General features: G+C 67.1%; 19 protein-coding genes and 1 pseudogene. 14 read left to right on the top strand and 6 right to left on the bottom strand.

Annotated features, from left to right (window positions below):
- Positions 1-37 precede the first annotated feature (37 nt).
- The 10 genes and pseudogenes from ACPYOD_RS05335 to lpxK all read left to right on the top strand — a co-directional run bounded on the left by ACPYOD_RS05335 (position 38) and on the right by lpxK (position 12313).
- Entirely contained in the window at positions 38-643 is a 606-nt protein-coding gene (locus tag ACPYOD_RS05335; protein WP_481300692.1) for a rhomboid family intramembrane serine protease, read from the top strand.
- Between the two features lie 165 nt (positions 644-808).
- Positions 809-1174: pseudogene (locus ACPYOD_RS05340) on the top strand (histone H1-like repetitive region-containing protein); the annotation flags it as partial.
- A 309-nt stretch (positions 1175-1483) separates the two neighbouring features.
- Positions 1484-1687 (top strand): hypothetical protein, encoded by a 204-nt coding sequence (locus ACPYOD_RS05345; protein WP_481300750.1) that lies wholly within the window; start codon positions 1484-1486, stop codon positions 1685-1687.
- Between the two features lie 107 nt (positions 1688-1794).
- Positions 1795-2376, top strand: a complete 582-nt coding sequence (locus ACPYOD_RS05350) for a hypothetical protein (RefSeq protein ID WP_481300693.1) — start codon at positions 1795-1797, stop codon at positions 2374-2376.
- A 174-nt stretch (positions 2377-2550) separates the two neighbouring features.
- Positions 2551-4794 carry a DNA internalization-related competence protein ComEC/Rec2 gene (locus tag ACPYOD_RS05355; RefSeq protein ID WP_481300747.1) on the top strand — a complete coding sequence of 748 codons (2244 nt, stop codon included), beginning with the start codon at positions 2551-2553 and terminating at the stop codon, positions 4792-4794.
- A gap of 91 nt (positions 4795-4885) precedes the next feature.
- Positions 4886-8227, top strand: a complete 3342-nt coding sequence (locus ACPYOD_RS05360; protein ID WP_481300694.1) for a GH92 family glycosyl hydrolase — start codon at positions 4886-4888, stop codon at positions 8225-8227.
- A gap of 215 nt (positions 8228-8442) precedes the next feature.
- On the top strand, positions 8443-9102 hold the full coding sequence (locus ACPYOD_RS05365; RefSeq protein ID WP_481300695.1) for a MotA/TolQ/ExbB proton channel family protein: 660 nt from the start codon (positions 8443-8445) through the stop codon (positions 9100-9102).
- A 4-nt stretch (positions 9103-9106) separates the two neighbouring features.
- Positions 9107-9535 carry an ExbD/TolR family protein gene (locus ACPYOD_RS05370; protein WP_481300696.1) on the top strand — a complete coding sequence of 143 codons (429 nt, stop codon included), beginning with the start codon at positions 9107-9109 and terminating at the stop codon, positions 9533-9535.
- Positions 9532-11307, top strand: a complete 1776-nt coding sequence (gene msbA, locus ACPYOD_RS05375; protein WP_481300697.1) for a lipid A export permease/ATP-binding protein MsbA — start codon at positions 9532-9534, stop codon at positions 11305-11307. The genes ACPYOD_RS05370 and msbA overlap by 4 nt, the downstream gene beginning before the upstream one ends.
- 4 nt (positions 11308-11311) lie before the next feature.
- Positions 11312-12313 carry a tetraacyldisaccharide 4'-kinase gene (gene lpxK / locus ACPYOD_RS05380; RefSeq protein ID WP_481300698.1) on the top strand — a complete coding sequence of 334 codons (1002 nt, stop codon included), beginning with the start codon at positions 11312-11314 and terminating at the stop codon, positions 12311-12313.
- Here lpxK and ACPYOD_RS05385 read toward each other — a convergent pair.
- From ACPYOD_RS05385 to ACPYOD_RS05395, 3 genes are all read right to left on the bottom strand, one after another.
- Entirely contained in the window at positions 12283-13095 is an 813-nt protein-coding gene (locus ACPYOD_RS05385; RefSeq protein ID WP_481300748.1) for a MetQ/NlpA family ABC transporter substrate-binding protein, read from the bottom strand. The genes lpxK and ACPYOD_RS05385 overlap by 31 nt on opposite strands.
- Before the next feature lie 80 nt (positions 13096-13175).
- A complete protein-coding gene (locus ACPYOD_RS05390) occupies positions 13176-13850 on the bottom strand; it encodes a methionine ABC transporter permease (protein WP_481300699.1) in 675 nt (224 codons plus the stop codon).
- Positions 13847-14851, bottom strand: coding sequence for a methionine ABC transporter ATP-binding protein (locus tag ACPYOD_RS05395; protein WP_481300700.1), 1005 nt, complete (start codon positions 14849-14851; stop codon positions 13847-13849). Before ACPYOD_RS05395 ends, ACPYOD_RS05390 begins: the two co-directional genes overlap by 4 nt.
- A gap of 83 nt (positions 14852-14934) precedes the next feature.
- Here ACPYOD_RS05395 and ACPYOD_RS05400 point away from each other — a divergent pair, with 83 nt between their 5' ends.
- Positions 14935-15420 (top strand): glutathione peroxidase, encoded by a 486-nt coding sequence (locus ACPYOD_RS05400; protein WP_481300701.1) that lies wholly within the window; start codon positions 14935-14937, stop codon positions 15418-15420.
- A 15-nt stretch (positions 15421-15435) separates the two neighbouring features.
- Here ACPYOD_RS05400 and dacB read toward each other — a convergent pair whose 3' ends face one another.
- Together dacB and ACPYOD_RS05410 are read right to left on the bottom strand one after the other, a co-directional pair.
- Complete coding sequence (gene dacB, locus ACPYOD_RS05405) at positions 15436-16833, bottom strand: D-alanyl-D-alanine carboxypeptidase/D-alanyl-D-alanine endopeptidase (protein WP_481300702.1); 1398 nt, start codon at positions 16831-16833, stop codon at positions 15436-15438.
- Between the two features lie 44 nt (positions 16834-16877).
- Positions 16878-17663, bottom strand: coding sequence for an enoyl-CoA hydratase-related protein (locus tag ACPYOD_RS05410; RefSeq protein WP_481300703.1), 786 nt, complete (start codon positions 17661-17663; stop codon positions 16878-16880).
- A 106-nt stretch (positions 17664-17769) separates the two neighbouring features.
- On the opposite strand from ACPYOD_RS05410, the gene ACPYOD_RS05415 reads away from it, so the two are divergent.
- From ACPYOD_RS05415 to ACPYOD_RS05425, 3 genes are read left to right on the top strand one after another with little or no spacing between them, the layout of a single operon-like run.
- Positions 17770-18015 (top strand): FeoA family protein, encoded by a 246-nt coding sequence (locus tag ACPYOD_RS05415; RefSeq protein WP_481300704.1) that lies wholly within the window; start codon positions 17770-17772, stop codon positions 18013-18015.
- On the top strand, positions 18012-19859 hold the full coding sequence (gene feoB / locus ACPYOD_RS05420; protein WP_481300705.1) for a ferrous iron transport protein B: 1848 nt from the start codon (positions 18012-18014) through the stop codon (positions 19857-19859). The genes ACPYOD_RS05415 and feoB overlap by 4 nt, the downstream gene beginning before the upstream one ends.
- On the top strand, positions 19856-20146 hold the full coding sequence (locus tag ACPYOD_RS05425; RefSeq protein ID WP_481300706.1) for a DUF6587 family protein: 291 nt from the start codon (positions 19856-19858) through the stop codon (positions 20144-20146). Before feoB ends, ACPYOD_RS05425 begins: the two co-directional genes overlap by 4 nt.
- Here the strand turns inward: ACPYOD_RS05425 and ACPYOD_RS05430 are convergent, their stop codons facing one another.
- Entirely contained in the window at positions 20147-21625 is a 1479-nt protein-coding gene (locus ACPYOD_RS05430) for a phospholipase D-like domain-containing protein (RefSeq protein WP_481300707.1), read from the bottom strand.
- Positions 21626-21648 lie beyond the last annotated feature (23 nt).

Here is a 21648-nt window from a genome sequence, read left to right on the forward strand (position 1 = left end):
CGCCCTGGCTCGACGCGTAAGGACGCTTTTCCAAGGCATGATCACGTTGCTCATCATCCTCGCGACCTGTGTGGTCTCGATCGTCGCTTTCCGCAACCACCGCCTGATGGACGACCTGATCCTCTGGCCCCCGGCCCTGAGCCGCAGCCGCGAGTACTACCGGCTGGTGACCTACGGGCTGGTCCATGCCGATGGCGGCCATCTCTTCTTCAACATGATCTCGCTGTATTTCGCCGGCCGGATCATGGAGCAGTTCTTCACGGCCACGATGGGCCCGCTGGGGTTTCTCACCTTCTACATCGGCGCGCTCGTGTTCTCGATCCTGCCTTCCTACCTGGCCAACCGGCGCAATGCGGCATACCGCAGCCTGGGCGCGTCGGGCGCGGTGTCCGCGATCCTTTTCGCCTTCATCCTGCTGGCCCCCTGGGCGAAGATCTACCTGATCGTCATACCGATGCCCGCGATCCTGTATGCCGTGCTTTTCGTGGTGTATTCGGTGTACATGGACAAGCGCGGCGGCGACAACGTCAACCACAGCGCGCACCTCTGGGGCGCGCTCTACGGCGTGTTGTTCACCATCGCATTGCGCCCGGGCGTGCTGGTGAACTTCATCGCTTCGCTGTCGCAGCCAAGGCTTTTCTGATGGCGAACTGAATTTTGCCGACAGTTTTATGTGACTTCGGCTCACAGCTGTTACATCATGCATGCGACCGGAACGAACAACCGACCTTGAACGTCGTCCGGCATGCACGCGAGTTTCCCCTGGGGGGCGGTTCGCGTCGGCTACTACCGCAGGAGGAATGAGCGCATGGCTACGACCCGAAAGTCCGCCGCGAAGAAGTCCGCGGCACGAAAGACGGCAGCGAAGAAGACCGCCCGGAAGGCTTCCACGAAGAAGGCAGCCGCACGGAAGGCACCCGCGAAGAAGACTGCCCGCAAGACGGCGGCGCGTCCGGCGGCGAAGAAGTCCGCCGTAAAGAAATCCGCCGCGAGGAAGTCCACGGCGAAGAAGGCGACTGCCAAGAAGGCGACTGCCAAGAAGGCTACTGCAAAGAAGACCACTGCAAAGAAGGCAGCGGCCAAGAGGGGCGCTACGAAGAAGACGGCCGCCCGCACGTCGGCACGCAAGGCGTCGGCCAAGCGCGTCACTGCCAAGAAGGCTTCCGCCAAGAAGGCCGCCGCGAAGCGCACCTCGGCGAGCAAGGCACCGGCCAGGCGGAGCGCGGCGACGAAGGCCGCTACGCCAAAGAGTGCGGCACGCAAGCCCGCCACGGGCAAATCCGCCGTGAAGAAGGCGGCGCCGAAGGCCGCCGTACGCAAGACGACAGGCACGGCCGCTACGCGGAAAGCCCCGGTCCGCAAGACGTCCGCCGCTCCCGCAGTGGCAAAGGCGAAACCGGCATCGACGCCGAAGCCGGCACGCCGCCAGGTTTCCGCAAGCACGAATGACGCGCCGGTGCAGCACATCACCCAGGAAGAAGCGGTGGCCCACATCCAGGCGCTGCTTGATGCCAAGCGCGAGCGCGACCGGCAGCCGCCGAACTGGCCTGCGGGCGACCAGCATGCCGCGGGCACGCCGGACGTGACGCCAGGCGGATCGAACCCGGCGCCGAAGGTGCCCTCGCCCGAAGCGTCGCAGCCGAACATGGCGCACGAACGCGGCGATCAGCAGAAGAGCAAGGGCTGACGTGAAAGCTGAATGAAAGGAAAGGGCCGCCTCGCGCGGCCCTTTCTTTTTAGCGGCCATTCAATCGGGCGAGCGCAGTGTCCGAATCGTCCCCACGGAGGTTCGTCATGCGTCTAGCGCATTCGCTTATTCTGGCGGTAGCGGCCTGCCTGCCGCTCGCCGGATGCTATTACGACCCTGACTACGGATATGTGCGAAACGGCACGGGGGCGGACGCCTACTACGGCGAAGAAACCGTCGTCGAGCCCGCGTACTCGCCGGGCTATCGCTATTACGACTATGGCCCGGGCTGCTGTTATTCGAGCCTCAGCGTCGGCACGGTCTGGTACGACGGATACGACGGATACGACGGCCGGCGTTATCGTCGCGGCGACTGGCACGGACATCCGCCGCCGCGCGGCGACTGGCACGACCGCCACAACTGGAACGACCGTCGTGACAACGACCATGTGCGGGGAAACTGGCGAGGCGATGGCCGCCCGGATCGTGGCGGCGATCGTCCTTCGTCGGGCCGTCCGGCAACCGGTCAATGGCAGGGCGGCGGAGACCGCCCGCAAGGCGGCTGGCGCGGCGGGGACAGGGGCGGCGACCATCGTCCGCAACCATCGGCCACGCCACGCTCCGCACCGGTGAATCGCCCGGCCGGAACCGGCCGCGATCGCAGCCGGTTCCGCAGCACCACCGACTGACTGGCGGCAAGAGCCGCATGCTCTTGCCGCAATAACCCACGACGCGTCGTGGCCCACGCAGGCAGGCGCCACGCTTAGGCTGGCCGAGGACCTCGCCATCCTCGCCTCCATCCTTTGCGCATTCGTTTTTCCCCCGTTTCCGTGGCCGCCGTTGCCCTCGTGTCCTGCACGGCGGTGCAAGGCCTCGCTACGCTGCCATCCTGGAAAGGTTCGGCGGTGGCCTGCGTCCTGGCCACGTTCGCACTCCTGCTTGTCCGGTGTGTCGTTGCGCGGCTGGCCGCGGTGGCGGTGTTCTTCGCGGCGTGGACGATCGTGCAGTCCTCCCTTGCCATGCAGGCGCGGTGGCCGGCGTCGCTGGACGCTGCGGATGTCGTCGTCATCGGACGCGTCGTCGACCTGCCGCGGCGACAGGGTGCGGACGTTTCCTTCGTTCTCGTTCCCGACCGGCGGCGCGAGGATGCGCGCATGCCGCGAGGGCCGTTGCGCCTTACCTGGTATCGCAGCGCCTCCGCTCCGGCGCCGTGCGAACGCTGGCAGCTTACCGTTCGCCTGCGCCGCCCGCGTGCGGTCCTCAATCCCGGGCCGGCCGATGCCGAACGCACCTCGTTGCAGCGTCGCATAGCCGCGACCGGGTACGTGCGCGCCGCACCGGCCAATCGCCGGCTGTCGGCCGCCGTGTGCGCAGACGGATGGCGTGCGCGCATCGCGAAAGCGCTCGATGCGGCGGTCGGCGACCGTCGTGCACGTATCCTCAAGGCGCTGGCCGTGGGAGACACGCGGGGGCTCGATGCGTCCGATTGGGATACCGCCCGTACGACGGGCGTCTCCCACCTCATGGCGATCTCGGGCTTTCACATAGGCATCGCCGCCGGTGGCGGAGCGCTGTTGGGCCGGCTGCTCTATGCGCTGTTCCCGGGCCTCGCGCTGCGTTTCCCGCGACAGGTCGCCCAGGCACTGTCGGGGCTGGGCGTGGCGGGCGTCTACGCAGTGCTCGCAGGGCTTGGGCTACCTGCCGTCCGCAGCCTGATCATGATCGCGGTCGTCGTCATCGCGGCATGCTGCCGTCGCAGGACGAGCGGCGCTCCCTTGCTTGCCGTGGCGTCGCTCGCCGTCCTCGCGTTCGATCCGCTATCGGTGCTTTCCGCCGGCTTCTGGCTCTCGTTCGCGGGTGTCGGCTTCTTGATGCTCTGCGTTGCGCCGAAGGCCGCGGGATGGCGCGGGCGGTTGGGTGAACTCCTGCGTGCGCAGGCCGCCATGAGCATCGCCTTGCTTCCGCTGTGCCTCTGGTTCTTCGGTAGCGCGTCGCTGGTGGGATTCGCCGCCAACCTGGTGGCGGCACCGCTGGTGAGCTTCGTGGTGGTGCCGCTGACCTTGATCGGCTGCGCACTCCTGGGAATTCCGGCGTTGGCCCAGTGGTTCCTGCTGCCCGCGGCTTGGGTGCTTTCGCATCTCTGGCGGTTGCTCGAGGTCCTGGGCCGGGCCCCCATGGCTACCATCGGCGTGGCCGAAGGAGTCGTGGCGACCACCGTCCTGGCGACGGTGGGAGCGGCGTGGCTGTTCGCTCCGCGCGGTGTGCCCCTGCGCGGCTGCGGTGCCCTGCTGTTGCTGCCGCTGATCGCGCCCTCGCGCGACTCGCCGTCGCAGGGTGCCTTTCGCGTGTGGGTGCTGGACGTGGGGCAGGGGCTGGCGGTGCTGGTACGGACGCGCTCGCATACGCTGCTGTACGACGCAGGCCCGGCTTATGCCGGTGGCCGCGACGCAGGCGCCGGTGTCGTGCTGCCCGCGATCGCCGCGCTCGGCATCGGGCCGGTGGACCGGCTGGTGATCAGCCACGGCGACAGCGACCATGCGGGCGGTGCCGCTTCCGTTGCTTCGCGCTATCCGAGGGCAATGCGACTGTCCGGCGAGCCCGGTCGCCTGGGTTTCGCGTCGTCGCCCTGCACGGCGCAGGCTCCGTGGTCCTGGGACGGCGTGGTTTTTCGTTTCATCGAGGTGCCGCTATCGCGGGGTCGCAAGACCGCCTCGAACGACCGCTCGTGCGTGCTGGCGGTGGAAGGCACCGGAGGCCGCGTCGTCCTCACTGGCGATATCGGCAATGGTGCGGAACGCCGCATGGCAACTGCGGAACTGGGTTCGACGCTCCCGACGGTGACCACCATCGCGCACCATGGGAGCCGTCATTCGTCGGACGCATCGTGGCTTGCGGCCGTGAAGCCGACGATCTCGATCGCTTCGGCGGGCTGGCGCAATCGCTTCGGCCATCCGCATCCGAGCATCGTGGACCGGCATGCCGCGATGGGTGCGGACGTTTACGTCACCGCGCGCAGCGGCGCGATCCGCGTGGACTTTCCCGCCGAAGGTCTGCCGCGCGTGGTGCACGAGTGGCGGCGGCCGGCGGCGCGCTACTGGCGCGAATGACCGGCACTTGCTGCGCTGCATTTGACATCTCGAATTTAGAACGATTTAAATGCCGTTTCCGCAATCGAAGGGGACGAGCGTGACGGGATCGATGCAGGTTTGGAAAAAGTCGGGATTGGCGCTGGCGCTGTCCTCCATCCTCGTCACCGGCGCGGCCCTCGCGGCCACCCAGCGATTCGACGCCTCCTTCGAGCAGGGCGAACCCCAGATGCCGGCGAAAAGCGCCGGTGGACTCGACGTTCGCGTCGTGGGCGGCCCGCCGCCGGAGGCCGTACTCACGGCGAAGGCGAACGTCGGTTTCACCGGCACCCATTCGCTCCGCTATGGCGGCACGGCGAACGGCAGCCCGGCGGTGGCCAAGCTGTTCGACACCGATGTGGGCGTCACCGAAGGCACGACGCTTTCCTGGCTGGTCTTCCCTCGCTCGAACAAGGACGATCTTGCCAATCCCGCCAATTACGTCAGCGTGGATGTGGTCTTCGACGACGGTTCGCGCCTGTCGGCCACTGGCGCGCGCGACCAGCACCGCGTGCCGGCCACGGCCAAGGGGCAGGGCGAAGGGCGGGTGCTCTATCCGGACCAGTGGAACTACGTGAGCGTGGATCTCGGCGCCATCGCCAAGGGCCGGCGCGTGCGCGGTATCGAACTGGTCGCGGACGCGCCGGCCGGCAAGACCTTCGAGGGCTATCTCGACGACGTGCGCATCGGTGTGGTGAAAGACCTCGCCAGCACGCATCCCACCGACTACGTGGACACCCGCCGCGGCTCGAACGCGAACGCCAACTTCTCGCGCGGCAACAACTTCCCCGCGGTGGCCATGCCGCACGGCTTCAATTTCTGGACGCCCACCACCAACGCCGGCTCGAACTGGATCTACCAGTACCAGGAGCGCAACGGCGACGACAATCGCCCACGCATCGAGGCGTTCGGCCTGTCGCACGAGCCCAGCCCGTGGATGGGCGAGCGCCAGACCTTCCAGGTGATGCCGGCCCAGGTGGCCTCGGGTGCGCCGCCGCTGAAGCGGGAAACGCGGGCCCTCGCGTTTGGCCACGATGTCGAAGTGGCGCATCCGGACTATTACAGCGTGCGTTTCGACAACGGCATCGCCACGGAAATCACGCCGACCGACCATGCGGCGATGTTCCGCTTCACCTTCACCGGCAATCGCGCCCAGCTCGTGTTCGACAACCTCAACGGCGACGCGTCGGTGACGCTCGATCCCGCCGGCCGCAGCATCCAGGGCTGGTCGGACGTGAAGAGCCGCCTGTCCACGGGCGCCACGCGCCTGTTCTTCTACGCCGAGTTCGACAAGCCCGTGGCCGAGAGCGGCCGCCTCACCGGCGAGCAGCGCGACGCCGCATCGGCCTGGTTCGGCTTCGACACAGCGAAGAAGGCCAACCGCACGGTCACGATGCGTATCGCCACGTCGCTGATCGGTGTCGACCAGGCCAAGGCGAACCTGGCGCAGGAAATCGCCGCGAACGACACGTTCGACAGCGTACGCGATCGGGCCCGCAAGGCGTGGGACGAGCGCCTGGGCATGGTGAAAGTGGAAGGCGCCACGCGTGACGAGCGCACCATTCTTTATTCCAACCTGTACCGCCTGTTCCTGTATCCGAACCGGGCGTACGAGAACACGGGCAGCAAGGACAACCCCGCGTGGAAGTACGCCAGTCCGTTCTCGGCGCCCGTCGGCGAGAACACCGACACGCATACCGGCGCGCGCATCGTCGACGGCAAGCCTTACGTCAACAACGGTTTCTGGGACACCTATCGCACGGCATGGCCGGCGTACGTGCTGTTCACCCCGACGGAAGCGGGGCAGATGATCGACGGGTTCGTACAGCAGTATCGCGACGGCGGCTGGATCGCGCGCTGGACATCGCCCGGTTATGCCGACCTCATGGTGGGCACCAGTTCGGATGTGGCCTTCTCGGACGCCTGGTTGAAGGGCGTGCGCAATTTCGACGTGGCGTCGTTCTACCAGTCGGCCATCCGCAACGCCTCCAGCGTCAGCGACGTGAAGGGCGCCGGCCGCAAGGGCATCGAGCGCTCGCTGTTCAACGGTTATACCGACGACAAAGTGGCCGAAGGCCTCTCCTGGTCGATGGACGGTTACATCAACGATTTCGCCATCGGCAACCTCGCGGCAGCGCTGATGAAGGCGCCGGTATCCGGCGACGGGTACCGCAACTATGCCGACGATGCCGCGTGGTATCGCTCGCGCGCGGTGGGTTACACCAACCTCTTCGAGCCCGAGGTGGGCTTCTTCGTCGCCCGCGATCCGGCTGGCAAGTGGCGCTGGACCGCGAAGGATTTCAGCCCCATCCGCTGGGGTGGGGACTACACCGAGACCGATGCCTGGAACATGGCCTTCCACGCACCACAGGATGGCGCCGGACTGGCAGGGTTGTACGGTGGCCGCGATGCGCTTGCCGCCAAGCTGGACGCGTTCTTCTCCGCCCCCGGCAAGTTCGAGGTGGGCGACTACGGCGACGTGATCCACGAGATGCTCGAAGCGCGCGACGTGCGCATGGGCCAGTACGGCCATTCGAACCAGCCCTCGCACCACATCATCTGGATGTACGACGAGGCGGGCCAGCCCTGGAAGACGCAGGACAAGCTGCGCGATGCGGTCTCCCGCCTGTATGTGGGCAGCGAGATCGGCCAGGGGTATCCGGGCGACGAGGACAACGGCGAGATGTCCGCGTGGTGGCTCTTCGCCGCGGCAGGCTTCTATCCGTTGCGCATGGGCACGCCCGAGTACGTCATCGGCGCGCCGCACTTCCCGCACATGACGATCGCGCTCGAGAACGGCGCGAAGATCGACATCCGCGCACCGGGCGTCAGCGACACCAACCGCTATGTGCAGTCGTTGCAGGTGAATGGCCAGCCGTGGAACAAGCTGACACTGCCGCACGAACTCCTGGCGAAAGGCGCCACGCTGGACTTCGTCATGGGTGCCGAGCCGTCGAAGTGGGGCACCGGCCCCGACGCCCTGCCGGCCTCGATCACGGCCGAAGGGCAGAAGCCGGCGCCGCTGCGTGACGTGACCCGAGTCGAAGGCATCACCTTCGGCGGCCATCGCGACGCGAAGCTGGCCGCCGTTGCGGATAACGACTCCTCCACTGAGTTCGCCCTGCCGAAGGGGAAGACGACGATCGATTACCGCCTCGACCAGCCCGCGAACGTGGCGATGTACACCATCACCTCCGGCGCGTCGCTGCCGGCGCCATCCGGCTGGACGTTGCAAGGGTCGGCCGATGGCAAGCAGTGGACGACCCTCGACGAACGCCATGACGAGCGCTTCCCGTGGCATCGCCAGACGCGCGCGTTCGCGGTCGCCAAGCCGGCGTCGTACAAGCGCTATCGCCTGGTTCTCGAGTCCGATGGCCCAGGGGCCGTGAGCGAACTGGAGCTCCTCGCGCGCTGACGGCTCGTGTGGGAGTCGCTTCGGCGGCGAAGGACGCTCGCGGCGGCCTTGCCCGCTGCCGCGGGATCGCCGCTGAAGCGGCTCCCACATGGCTGGAGACGAGTGAAGGGGCTCCTCGCATGGCTGGAAGGCGCGGGGCTGCGACTGGCTGCTCAGTCCCCTTGGCCGGCCCTGCTATCATGCCGCTCTGACTTTTTCGTAGCTCCGGGGTTCACGTGCTCGAGATTCTTCTGGCTGGCGGCTGGGCATTGGCGCCGATCCTGATCTGTTCGCTGGCGGCACTGGCGATCGTGCTGGAACGCTTCTGGGCCTTGCGCCGGGCGGCCGTGCTGCCGCCGGGGCTGGGTGCGGAAGTCCGCGAATGGGCCCGCTCGTCCAAGCTGGACGCCGCCCACCTCGCCGCGCTGGAAAAGGGCTCGCCGCTGGGCGAACTGTTCGCAGGCGCGCTGGCCGTGCGCGATCGTCCGCGCGAACTCATCAAGGAACGCATCGAGGACACCGGGCGCCACGTGGTGCACCGCATGGAGCGTTACTTGAACACCCTGGGCACCATCGCCCTCATCGGCCCGCTGCTCGGCTTGCTCGGCACGGTCATCGGCCTGATCCGCATGTTCCTGAACGTGATGGCGGGGGGCATCGGCGATCCGACCAAGATGGCGGGCGGCATCGGCGAAGCGCTCATCTGCACCGCCTTCGGCCTCATCGTCTCCATTCCCGCCTATGTGCTGCACCGCTACTTCCGCTCGAAGGTCGGCGGCTACGTGGTGCAGATGGAGAAGGAAGCCACGGCACTGCTCGACGACCTGTCGGCGCCGCGCCCCGCGCCGCGCCGCCGTACCGCCGCGACGGAAGCGGCGGCCACGCAGGCCGGCTGATCCCATGCGCATCGGCTCCCGTCGCGAGGACGACTTCGAGATCAACGTCATCTCGCTCATCGACGTCCTCCTTACGCTGCTCATGTTCTTCGTGCTGAGCACCACCTTCATCGAGCACTCGCGGCTCAAGGTCAACCTGCCTAAGGCGGACAGCGAGGCCCGCGATGCCACCGACAACGCGCTGACCGTCGTCGTCGATCGCGACGGCCATTACGCGGTCGGCAGCGACGAAGTGCTGGGTGAAGGCATCGAACCCCTGAAGTCCACCATCGAACGCGTGGCGGGTCCGGATCGCGGCAGGATCGTCGTGATCCGCGCCGACGCCATGACACCGCACCAGAACGTGGTGCGCGCCATGGACGCCCTCGGGCAGCTCGGTTTCACCCGGCTGTCGATCGCCACCACGCCGGCCGAGGCGGCGGCGGGCAAGTGAGCACGCAGAAGGTTACCGTCTGGGACGTGCGCACCTGGCGCACGTACAAGCGCCTGCTCGGCTATACGAAGCGGTTCCGCACGGCGGGCATCATCGCGATCATCGGCATGGTCATCGATCCCGCCTGCCTGTCGCTGTTCACCAACCTGTTGCAGCCGCTGATCGACAACCTGTTCATCGCGCGCGATCCGCACACCATCTTCTGGATGCCGATCTGGATCATCTGCATCTTCGCCGTGCGCGGCGTGGCGTCGTACTGTACGGACTACGGCATTGCCTACGTGGGCCGTAACGTGGTGCAGGCGATCCGCATCGACGTGTTCGCCGCGTACCTGCGCCTGCCGTCCACGTTCTTCGCCAAGGAGCCGTCGGGCCAGCAGATCTCGCGCATCACGTACACCAGCGAGCAGGTGGCCGCGGCATCGTCCGATTCGCTCAAGGTCGCCGTCACCGAAGGGCTCACCGTGGTGGGCCTGCTCGCGGTCATGCTTTACCAGAGCGCATACCTCGCGATGGCGCTGCTCGTGCTGGTGCCTTGCGTGGTGGTGATCGTCACGGTGATCAGCCGGCGCTACCGCAAGATCAGCAAGCGCATCCAGGGCAACATGGGTACCGTCACCAGTGCGGTCGAAGAGGCCGTCGCCGCCAATCGCGAAGTGCGTATCTATGGCGGACAGGCCCGCGAAGGCGACCGTTTCCACGAGATCGCCGACCGTCAGCGTCGCCTGAACCTGAAGGTTTCGGCCACCAGCGCGGCTTCGAGCGCCACGATTCAGACGGTGGGCGCCGTGGCGCTGGCGGTGCTCGTATTCCTGGGCACACGTCCCGGCGTTATCGAAACCATCACGCCGGGCGTATTCACCGCGGTGCTGACCGCGATGGGCGGCATGCTGCCGTCGCTGAAGCGCCTCGCCGGCATCCAGTCCAACCTGCAGAAGGGCGTGAGCGCGGCCGAAGACCTGTTCGCGATCATCGACGAACCGCCCGAAGTGGACCACGGCACGGAAGACCTCGGACGCACGAAAGGCGACATCCGCTTCGAGAACGTCAAGCTCGTCTACGAACGCAACAACCATGCGGCCCTCCGCGGCGTCGACCTCGTCTGCGCGCCGGGCACGGTCACCGCCCTGGTCGGTCGCTCCGGCAGCGGCAAGTCCAGTCTGGTGAGCCTGCTGCCGCGGTTCTACGAGCCGACCGAAGGGCGCATCCTGATCGACGGCCGCGATTACGCGCAGTACACGCTGGCCTCGCTGCGCCGGCAGATCGCCTGGGTGGGGCAGCACGTGGTGCTGTTCGACGACACGGTCGCCGCCAACATCGCGTATGGCGAAATGTCAGGCGCGTCGGAGGCGGACATCGTGGCGGCGGCACAGGCCGCGAACGCCATGGAGTTCATCGAACGATTGCCCGAGGGGTTGAACACCCGCATCGGCCAGGGCGGCAATTCGCTGTCCGGCGGGCAGCGCCAGCGTCTCGCCATCGCCCGGGCCATCCTGAAGAACGCGCCGATCCTGGTGCTCGATGAGGCCACGAGTGCACTGGACACCGAGTCCGAGCGGTTGATCCAGGACGCCCTCACGCGGCTGATGCGCGACCGCACCACGCTGGTGATCGCCCATCGCCTGTCTACCATTGAACACGCCGACCAGATCGCCGTGATGGAGCAGGGCAAGATCATCGAACTCGGTACGCACCGCGAACTGCTCGACAAGGGTGGCCAATACGCAGCGCTGCACCGCATGCAATTCCACGAGCAGGCTGCGGCGGGCTGAGGCCATGGCCCTGGGCGCCTCGTTGCAGCGTCGTTGGTACGGCGGCGGCAGTCCGCCGTGGTGGACGCGTCCGCTGGAGCTGCTGTATCGCCATGTCGTGGCCAACCGTACCCGCCGTTTCCAAACCGATCCATCCGCCGTGGTGCGCCTGCCCGTGCCCGTCGTGGTGGTGGGCAACATCACCGTCGGCGGCACCGGCAAGACGCCGCTGATCGTCGCCCTTGCAAGGGCCATGGCCGAGCGTGGCTTTGTCCCGGGCGTGGTCAGCCGCGGCTACGGCGGAAGCGAACGCGGCCCTTATCTCCTGACCGGTGACGACGATCCGGCCCGCGTGGGCGACGAGCCCGCGCTCATCCGGCAGTACGGTGTTCCCGTCGCCATCGGCCGCGCGCGCCCCGAAGCCGCCAGCCTCCTCATTGACGCGGGGTGCGACCTGGTGCTCGCCGACGACGGCCTGCAGCACCACCGCCTCGGACGAGACGTCGAGATCTGCGTCGTGGATGGCGAGCGCCGGCTGGGCAACGGGCACCTGCTTCCTGCGGGGCCGCTGCGCGAACCCGCCAGCCGGCTGGCGGAAGTGGATTTCGTGGTGGTCAACGGCGGTACGCCAGGTTCCGGCGAGATCGCGATGGCGCTCGAAGGCGGCACGGCCGTGAACATGCATGACCCGTCGCTTGAGGCGCCGCTATCCGACTTCGCGGGTCGCCCGGCACATGCCGTTGCCGGCATCGGCAACCCGGCGCGCTTCTTCGCCAGCCTGGCCGCGCATGGCATCGCGGTGCACGGCCATCCCTTTGCGGACCATCATGCTTTCACCCGCGACGACTTCACCTTCGCCGATGGCTGTCCGGTACTGATGACCGACAAGGATGCGGTGAAGTGCCGTTCCTTCGCGCGCCCTAACTGGTGGCGCGTGCCCGTGCGCGCGGTGCTGGCGGAGTCGTTCTACGACGCGGTGGCAGCGCGCATCCGCAATCAGAACGCCGGTTGCACGGCGCCGCCGTAGGTCTTCTCGATGAATGCCTTGACTTCTGGCGAAGTGAGCGCGGCCGCCAGCTTCTGCACTCGCGGATCGTCCTTGTTGTCCGGCCGCGAGACCAGGAAGTTCACGTAGGGCGACTCCTTGTCCTCGATCAACAGCGCGTCCTTCACGGGGTTGAGCTTCGCCGCCAGCGCGTAGTTGGTGTTGATGAGGGCGAGGTCCACTTCGCCGAGCACGCGCGGCAGCATGGCGGCTTCCAGTTCGCGAAACTTGAGGTGTTTCGGGTTGCCGGTGATGTCCTTCAGCGTGGCGAGGCGGTCGTCCGGGTTCGCGAGCGTGATGAGACCGTGCTTCGCAAGCAGCAGCAGCGCACGGCTGTTGTTGCTGGGGTCGTTCGGAATGACCACATTGGCGCCATCGGGAAGCTGGTCGATCGACGTGTACTTGCGCGAATACGCACCGAACGGCTCGATGTGCACACCCACCACCTTTACCAGGTTGGTGCCGCGCTCCTTGTTGAAGGCGTCGAGGTAGGGGCCCGTCTGGAAGAAGTTCACGTCCAGCTGCTTCTGCGCTACCTGCATGTTCGGCTGCACGTAGTCGGTGAATACGCGGATCTCAAGGTTCACACCCTGCTTCGCGAGCAGCGGCTTGATCTCTTTGAGGATTTCCGTATGCGGCACCGGCGTGGCCGCCACCGTGAGCGGGGCTTCCGCACCGCCCTGGCTGCCATTGCCCTGGCCACCGGAACAGCCCGCCACGAGCACGGCGAGCGCGGAGACGAGGGGCAGCACGTACTTCTTCATGGGGCGTCCGGTGGTGATGTTGCGGTGCGACAGCATAGACGTCCATACCACCGGATGCAAAAAGACGGCCGGACGTCCGTTCAGCGTCGGCTGTAGCGGCCGACCAGCCGATCTCCCACCGACTGCAGTACCTGCACGAGCACCACGAGCAGCGCGACGGTCACGAGCATGTAGTCCGGCTTGTAGCCGTTGTAGCCGTACTGGTAGGCGAGGGCGCCGAGTCCGCCGGCGCCCACGATACCGCCCATCGCGGTGTAACCGACGAGGGCCACCGCGGTGACGGTCGTGCTGGCGATGAGGCCGGCCCGGGCTTCCGGCAGCAGCACACGCGACACGATCTGCGCCGTGGTGGCACCCATGGCCTGGCTGGCCTCGATGACGCCGCGGTCCACCTCGCGCAGGGCGGTTTCGACCAGGCGCGCGAAGAACGGTGCCGCGCCGATTACCAGCGGAACGATGGCGCCACGGATGCCGATGCTCACGCCGGTGATCGCCTGGGTCACGGGAATCAGCAGGATCATCAGGATGATGAACGGGATCGAGCGCAACACGTTAACGGCGAAGGAAAGGACAGCGTAGAGCCTGGGTTTCGCGTGCAGCTGGCCTCGTGCGGTGAGGAACAGGCAGACGCCGAGCGGCAGGCCAAGGACGATGGTGAACGCGAGCGAGCCGCCGAGCATCAGCAGCGTGTCCAGGCACGCCTGTGCGATTTCGGGCCAGTCGATGTTGGGAAACAACGTTTGCAAGGGGCTCATGGGTTCACTTCCTCGATGTCGACACCCGCCGCGCGGATCTGCGCCAGGGCGTCGGCGACACGCTCGCCGTGCATGGCGAGGGTCAGCTGCCCATAGGGTGTGTCCTTGATCCGGTCGACGCGGCCGGACAGGAGGTTGTATTCGACGCCGGTGTCGCGAACCACGCGCGAAAGAAGCGGCGAATAGGTGGCGTCACCGCGAAAGGAAAGGCGATACAGCGTGCCCCGGATGCCCGGGAATTCCGGGCCGCTGCCTTCGCGGTGGTCGGCTTCGGCCACGAAGCGCCGCGTGGTCGGATGCTGCGGATGGAGGAAGACGTCGGCGACGGTGCCCATCTCCACGACATGGCCCGCGTCGAGCACGGCCACCCTGTCGCATATGCGTCTTATCACGTCCATCTCATGGGTGATCAGCACGATGGTGAGGCCGAGGCGGCGATTGATGTCGGCAAGCAGTTCCAACACCGACGCCGTCGTCTGCGGATCGAGCGCGCTGGTGGCCTCGTCGCAGAGGAGGATGCGCGGGCCACTGGCCAGCGCACGCGCGATGCCCACGCGTTGCTTCTGGCCGCCCGACAGCTGCGCGGGGAACTTGCACGCATGGTCCGCGAGCCCGACGAGGTCCAGCAACTCGGCCACGCGTGCGGCGATGTCGGCATCGCTCATGTCGCCCTGGAGCCGAAGCGGAAAAGCGACGTTGTCGGCCACCGTGCGCGAGGCGAGCAGATTGAAGTGCTGGAAGATCATGCCGATACCGGAGCGCAATCGGCGCAGTTCGGCACCTTGCACATCGGTGACGTCGCGGTCGTCGATGAATACCTTGCCCGCGGTCGGGCGTTCCAGGAGGTTCACCAGGCGCAGCAGGGTGGATTTGCCTGCTCCGGAATGACCGATGATGCCGAAGATCTCTCCCGCTTCGATGTCGAGGTCGACCGGGTGCAGGGCAGGAATGGGCACGCCGTCCACGGCATAGGACTTGGACGCGGCAGCAAAACGGATCACGGGCGTGGGCTCTCGGCCGGAAAGACGGCCATCTTAGCGGAAGCGGGGTAGACTGGCCGCACCTCATTCCTTGGACGCCACGCATGGCCAGCATCTACGATTTTTCCGCCCGGGACATCGACGGCAAGGAGCGCTCGCTGGCCGAATTTCGCGGCAAGGCGCTGCTGGTGGTGAACGTAGCCTCCAAGTGTGGCTTCACGCCCCAGTATGAAGGCCTTGAGGCTCTCCAGAAGGAGTGGCACGCCAAGGGCTTCGAGGTTCTCGGGTTCCCCTGCGACCAGTTCGGCCACCAGGAGCCGGGCAACGAGGAAGACATCCGCAACTTCTGTTCGCTCAACTACGGCGTAAGCTTTCCCATGTTCGCCAAGATCGAGGTGAACGGCGAAGGAGCGCACCCGCTGTATCGTTGGCTGAAGTCGCAGAAGAAGGGGCTGCTCGGCACCGAGGGCATCAAGTGGAACTTCACGAAGTTCCTCGTCGACCGCGAGGGACACGTGGTCGAACGCTATGCGCCCACGGATACGCCGGCGAAGATCGGGAAAGACCTGCCTGCCGTGGTTGGTGCTTGATATTCGGAAGCACGCTCAAAGACGCTCCGCGGTTTCGGCGAGCATCACCGCGATCGCATCCACCTCCGCCGACGCCGGCCGGACAGGTTCCGCGCTTTGCGGCGGCGGCCGGTAGTTGTTGAGAATGATCGCGAAGGCAAGGCGCTGGCCCGCCTTCGTGGTCACATAGCCGGCGAGCGCATTCACGTAGCTCATGCTGCCCGTCTTCGCGATTACATTGCCTTCCGCCGCAGTGCCGCGCATGCGGTGTGCGAGCGTTCCATCGACGCCGGCGACCGGCAGCAAGCCGCGCCACGCATCGGCGCCCGGCGAAGCGTCCATCGTCGTGAGCAGCTGCGTCAACGCCGAAGCAGTGGTGAGATCGTGGCGCGAGAGGCCGGTCCCTTCCACCATCGCGACGGATGTCGGACCGATGCCCCGAGGCGCCAGCCACTTCGATAATGCGGTGGCGGCGCGATCTTCCGCATGGTCGGCCACGGGCATCGCGTCACGCGTTTGCGCGGCACGCCCGGCCATGAGGAACACGCTCTGCAGGTAGAGGTTTTGCGATCGCTTCAATCCCTCGAGCAGGATCTCGAGCAGTGGTGGGGACGGCCATGAGGCGATCGATTCGCCCCCCGGCGAGGGCACGGGCCAACGCACGCTGCGCGCTTCGCCATCCACGCGGATGCCTTGCCGCTCCAATGCCGATTGCAACCGTCGTGCGGCGACGAGGGCGGGGTCCGGCATGGAGATGCGCGACGTGCGCGGGGCGGAACCATCCTCATCCATGCCGATGACGTGGAGCGTGTCCGAGCCCGGGGGCCTGTAAAACTCGGGCGCTTTCGCGGGCATCGCGTCGAGTGCGATGGTGACCGCCGCATCGCCAGGGCGCACTTCGACGCGACGCGCGGCAAGGCTAACGGCCATCGTGTTCTCATCGATGTCGAGTCCGCCGGCCTGAGCGCCATAGGGTTCCTGAAGGTCGGAGGCTTCCCAGCCCGCGCCGATGGGCGGCCCGGCAAAAACGGTGTCGTCGCCGATGACGGCGCCGTCGATACGACGGAGACCGTGTTCGCGCAGCGCCGCCGCAAGGCTGTTCGCCCACGCGTCACCCGACAATGTGGGATCGCCGCCGCCGCGAAGCACGATGTCGCCGCGCAATCGTCCCTTGCGCAGGTCGCCACTTTGCAACACATCGGTGTGCGCACGAAAATCCGGGCCGAGGCGGTCCAGGGCGAACGCCGCCGTATAGAGCTTGGCCGTGGAGGCCGGAAGCATGAGCCGGCCGGCATCGTGGGCGTACACGGTGCGCCCGTCCTCGAGCGATACGACCGAGACACCCCAGGAAGCCGCGGCGAAGCGAGCATCGGCGAGGTGCCGGTCCAGTCGTGCGCCGACGGTCTCGGCCTGCGCAACGGACGACAGCAGCACCAGGCATGTCGCAACACATCGTGACATCGGGCCGGAGTGGGCGTTCAGGCCAACCACGAGGGTTGGCTCTTGTCGAGAAACGCCGAGAGGCCATCCTGTCCCTCTGGCGAGACCCGAAGGCGCGCGATCAGCGCGGCGTTTTCCGCGTCGATACGCTCCATGTGCTCCGGCGTCATGCCCCCCATGCTCAGCGCGAGCCGCTTGGCCTCGCCTTGGGCTACGGGGCCGCCCTTCGCCAGCAGGCCGGTCACGCGGTCGACGGCGGCGTCGAGTTCGCCGTCAGGCACGGCCTCATGCACCAGCCCCATGCGCAGGGCCGCATTCGCTCCGAACGCTTCGCCCGTGAGGAACAGCCGGCGTGCATGGCGCAAGCCGATTGCCGCGACCACGTACGGCGAGATGACCGCCGGCACGAGGCCGAGCTTCACCTCGGAGAGCGCGAACTTCGCGCCCTCGGCGGCGATGGCGATGTCGCAGCAGGCCACTAGGCCCACGCCGCCGCCGAACGCCGCGCCGTTCACCCGGGCGATCGTCGGCTTCGCAAGAAATTGCAGGCGCCTCATGAGTGTCGCGAGCCGTAGCGAATCGTCGCGGTTTTCGTCCTCGGAGGCGGCAGCCATGCCGCGCATCCAGCGCAGGTCGGCCCCGGCGGAAAAGCTTGCTCCGGCGCCCGTCAGCACCACCGCGCGTACCCCGTCGTCGGCTTCCAGGCGGTCGAGCGCGGCGGTCAGATCGGCAATCAGGGCGTCGTCGAAGGCGTTGTGCACCTCGGGCCGGTTCATGACGAGATGGGCAACGACACCCTTGCGGACCAGTTCGACGGCGGACATGGCGGAAACTCCTGATGGAAGCCGGGAATCATACGGGGTAGGGGATTGGATGCAGCCCTCCCGGTAAAGGCATATAATGCGAACAGTTCTTATTTGAGTAACCCCTGTGCGCCTCTCAGACGCGCCGAAAGGTGCCCCAGCCGTGGTCCAGTCAGTTACCGATGCCCATCCCGCCGACCCGATCGCGCAGCGCTTGCGCGACCTGGGCTTCGTCGCGGGCGAACCGGTTCGCCTCGTAGCCCGCGGCCCCCTGGGTGGCGATCCGCTGCTGATCCAGATCGGCAGCACACGCTTCGCGCTCCGCAAGACCGAAGCGGCCCGGGTAGAAGTCTCCGTGGGCGGTGCGGCATGAGCGCCGCCGCCCTGCGCATTGCCCTGGTGGGCAATCCCAACTGCGGCAAGACGGCGCTGTTCAACCAGCTCACCGGCGGCCGGCAGAAGGTGGCGAACTACGCCGGCGTAACGGTGGAACGGAAGGAAGGCCGTTTCGTGGCGCCTTCCGGACGTACGCTGCATGTCCTCGACCTTCCCGGCGCTTACAGCTTCGACGCCACCAGCCCCGACGAAGCCATTACCCGCGACGTCTGCCACGGGCGTTATCCGGGCGAGGCCGCTCCCGACCTGATCGTCTGCGTGGCCGATGCCACGAACCTGCGGCTGCACCTTCGCTTCGTGCTCGAGGTACGCCGCTTGGGCCGGCCTGTGGTTCTCGCGTTGAACATGATGGACGCGGCCCGCCGGCGCGGCATCGTCATCGACGTGGCGCGCCTCTCGCAGCGGCTCGGCGTGCCCGTCGTCGAAACCATCGCGGTGAAGCGGGGTGGGGCGAAGGCGCTCATCGAGCGCATCGATGCCACCGTGCCCGACATCGTGCCCGCGCCGATCGACGCTGCCGGTGTCGAGGCACTGCATGCTGAGGTTCGCGCGATCCTCGCCGACACGGTCACGCTGCCGCGCGACACGGTGGCCATCGACGATGCCATCGATCGCTGGGCGCTGCACCCGGTGTTTGGCCTGGCGATCCTCGCCACGCTCATGTTCTTCATCTTCCAGGCGGTGTTCTCCTGGGCGCAGCCGGTGATGGACGCCATCGAAGCCGGTATCGCGGCGCTCGGCAGCTTCGTCACGGGTTTCCTGCCGCAAGGCAGCGCCCTGCATAGTCTGCTCAACGACGGCCTCTTCGCCGGGCTGGGCGCGGTACTGGTATTCCTGCCGCAGATTCTCATCCTCTTCCTCTTCATCCTCGTGCTGGAAGAGTCGGGCTATCTGCCGCGCGCGGCTTTCCTGCTGGACCGCATGATGTTCCGCGTCGGCCTTACCGGCCGCGCATTCATTCCGCTGCTGTCGAGTTTCGCCTGCGCCATCCCCGGCATCATGGCCACGCGCAGCATCCAGGACCCGCGCGATCGGCTCACCACGATCCTCGTGGCGCCGCTGATGACCTGTTCCGCGCGGCTGCCCGTGTACACGCTGCTCATCGCGGCGTTCATTCCCAGCCGCACCGTGTGGGGCGTGTTCAACCTGCAGGGCATCGTGCTGTTCACGCTCTACTTCGCCGGCATCTTCAGCGCGCTGGGCGTGGCCTTCGTGATGAAGCGGCTGCGCAAGGACAAGAGCGAGCACGCGCTCATCATGGAATTGCCGTCCTATCGCCTTCCCAACGTGCGCGATATCGCGCTCGGCCTGTGGGAACGCGCCATGATCTTCCTGAAGCGGGTGGGCGGCATCATCCTCGCGCTCACCGTGCTGTTGTGGTTCCTCTCCAGTTTCCCGGGGCCGCCGCCCGGTGCCACGCAACCGGCCATCGATTACAGCATCGCCGGGCGCCTGGGGCGCATGCTCGAATACGTGTTCTCGCCGATCGGCTTCAACTGGCAGATCTGCGTGGCCCTCGTGCCGGGTCTTGCCGCTCGCGAAGTGGCGGTCGCAGCGCTGGGCACGGTCTATGCCATGTCGGGCAGCGACGATGCGCTCGCTTCCCAGTTGGGGCCGGTGATCGCGCAGCAGTGGACGCTGGCCACGGCGTTGTCGCTGCTTGCCTGGTACGTGTTCGCCCCGCAGTGCATGTCCACGCTCGCCGTCATCCGCCGCGAGACCAATTCATGGCGCAACGTGGCCGTGGCCGCCGGATACCTGTTCGGGCTGGCTTACCTCGCCTCGCTGGCTACCTACCAGATCGCGAGGGCGCTCTCGTGAACGCATTCGACGTGATACAGGGCGCGATCATCGCCATCGTCGTCGCGACGAGCGCGCTGATCGCCTTCCGCAAGCTCTTGCCGAAGACGTCGGCCCGCTTGTTGGCGCGTATGTCGGCCAGCCTGAACAGGGAAGGGCGTCCGGCCGCTTCCCGCTTCCTTGGCCGCAAGCTGCAGCCGGCGACCGCAACCGGCAGCTGCGGCGATGGCTGCGGTTCGTGCAACAGTTGCGGCCCCGCGGCCCCGCGCGCCGAGGCGCAACCCCTGCATTTCAAGACGCGCGGCTAGCTATTCCGATGTGGAATCGTCGCCCGGTGCTTGCCCGGGCTGCGTGCGGCGCTGCCTGAGCGTCCACCAGTTCACGAAGAGGTTCACCGTGAACCACGCCCCCAGGAGTGCCAGCGGCCATGCGATCGCCGCGGGCCAGATGACCGCTATGGCAGTGATTGCCAGGGCCGTTGCGGCGCCCGCGAGAATGGGCCCGGTCTCGGTGTCCCCCAGCACGCGGTGCTGCGTGATCGCCGCGCCGACCGTATTGGCGATGCGCAACGCACCGGCTGCGGCACGGCCGGAACTGCCGCCCGCACGCCGTGGCCGGGGCGGGCGGGGCGACCGGCTGCGCATGCGCTCGTTGCCGGTGCGCCTGCGCCTGCCGCGCAGGAGGATCTCCGTGCTGTTTTCGAGGTCCGCTTCGTATTGCGCCGCGAGTTGGCCCGCGAAGCCGGCGTCTTCGATCGCCACGTCGATCTCGCGGTTGCTGAGCCAGCTGGCGATGTTGAGGTTGGACGACCCGACCCGCGCCCAGCGGCCGTCGGCCACGGCCGTTTTCGCGTGCAACATGGAGCCGTTCCACTCGAATACGCGGATGCCGGCGTTCAACAACGGCCGGTAGCCCGAGCGCGACATGCTCGCCACCATGGGAATATCGCTGCTGCCGGGTACCAGCAGGCGCACGTCCACGCCGTCGCGTGCGGCGGCCGACAACGCCTGCACATACGGCGCCACGCCGACGAAGTAGGCGTCGGTGAGCCACAGCGTTTGCGTGGCCATCGCGGCCACCATCTGGTCGAGGCGGTACATGCCCGCCGTGCTCGGGTGCGTGGCGATGACGCGCAGCGAAACGTTCCCGGCCTCGGGCAAGGACACCGGCGGCGACAGGCGTTCGTCTTCCGGCAACGGCTCGCCGGTTTCGCGCCAACTGTCGGTGAACGCGTGCTCGATTTCGGCGACGGCCGGTCCGCGCAGCATCACGCCCGTATCTCGCCAGGGCGGCACGTCGCGGGCCGGATCGCCCAGCCATTTCTCGCTGACGCAGACCCCCGACAGGAAGCCGACCTCGCCGTCCACCACCAGCACCTTGCGATGGTCGCGGCTCACCCAGCCGAACGAACTGCCGAGGCGGGGCGGATTGTAGATGCGCACGTGGCCGCCGGCCTGCCGCAACGGGTTCCAGAACGACGACCGCGACTGGCCCAGACAGCCGGCCCAGTCCGCGATCACGGCGACGAAGACGCCGGCTCTTGCCCGCTCCACCAGGGCGTCGAGGAACGCGTGGCCGATGGCGTCGTTGCGAACGATGTAGTTCTCGAGGAACACGTGGCGCCGGGCGGAGGCGATGGCCGCGAGCCATGCGTCGAAATGCGCGCGGGCGTCGATCAGCAGTTCGACGGCGTTGCCCCCGATGAGGGGCGCGCCCGCGCTGCGGCTCAGCGCCTGCTCGGCGAACAGGCGATTCGAGAAACCGGTGGCACTGTGGCGAACGTTCATGTTCCGTAGTTTAGGGGGATATG

The sequence above is a fragment of the Luteibacter sp. HAY1-4A genome, from assembly GCF_056755355.1.

Excerpts from the sequence above, each read along its gene's own strand:
- ACPYOD_RS05335 (WP_481300692.1), top strand. The coding sequence starts at position 38 with ATGATCACGTTGCTCATCATCCTCGCGACCTGTGTGGTCTCGATCGTC.
- ACPYOD_RS05350 (WP_481300693.1), top strand. The coding sequence starts at position 1,795 with ATGCGTCTAGCGCATTCGCTTATTCTGGCGGTAGCGGCCTGCCTGCCG.
- ACPYOD_RS05360 (WP_481300694.1), top strand. The coding sequence starts at position 4,886 with ATGCAGGTTTGGAAAAAGTCGGGATTGGCGCTGGCGCTGTCCTCCATC.
- ACPYOD_RS05370 (WP_481300696.1), top strand. The coding sequence starts at position 9,107 with ATGCGCATCGGCTCCCGTCGCGAGGACGACTTCGAGATCAACGTCATC.
- lpxK (WP_481300698.1), top strand. The coding sequence starts at position 11,312 with ATGGCCCTGGGCGCCTCGTTGCAGCGTCGTTGGTACGGCGGCGGCAGT.
- ACPYOD_RS05385 (WP_481300748.1), bottom strand. The coding sequence starts at position 13,095 with ATGAAGAAGTACGTGCTGCCCCTCGTCTCCGCGCTCGCCGTGCTCGTG.
- ACPYOD_RS05390 (WP_481300699.1), bottom strand. The coding sequence starts at position 13,850 with ATGAGCCCCTTGCAAACGTTGTTTCCCAACATCGACTGGCCCGAAATC.
- ACPYOD_RS05400 (WP_481300701.1), top strand. The coding sequence starts at position 14,935 with ATGGCCAGCATCTACGATTTTTCCGCCCGGGACATCGACGGCAAGGAG.
- ACPYOD_RS05410 (WP_481300703.1), bottom strand. The coding sequence starts at position 17,663 with ATGTCCGCCGTCGAACTGGTCCGCAAGGGTGTCGTTGCCCATCTCGTC.
- feoB (WP_481300705.1), top strand. The coding sequence starts at position 18,012 with ATGAGCGCCGCCGCCCTGCGCATTGCCCTGGTGGGCAATCCCAACTGC.
- ACPYOD_RS05430 (WP_481300707.1), bottom strand. The coding sequence starts at position 21,625 with ATGAACGTTCGCCACAGTGCCACCGGTTTCTCGAATCGCCTGTTCGCC.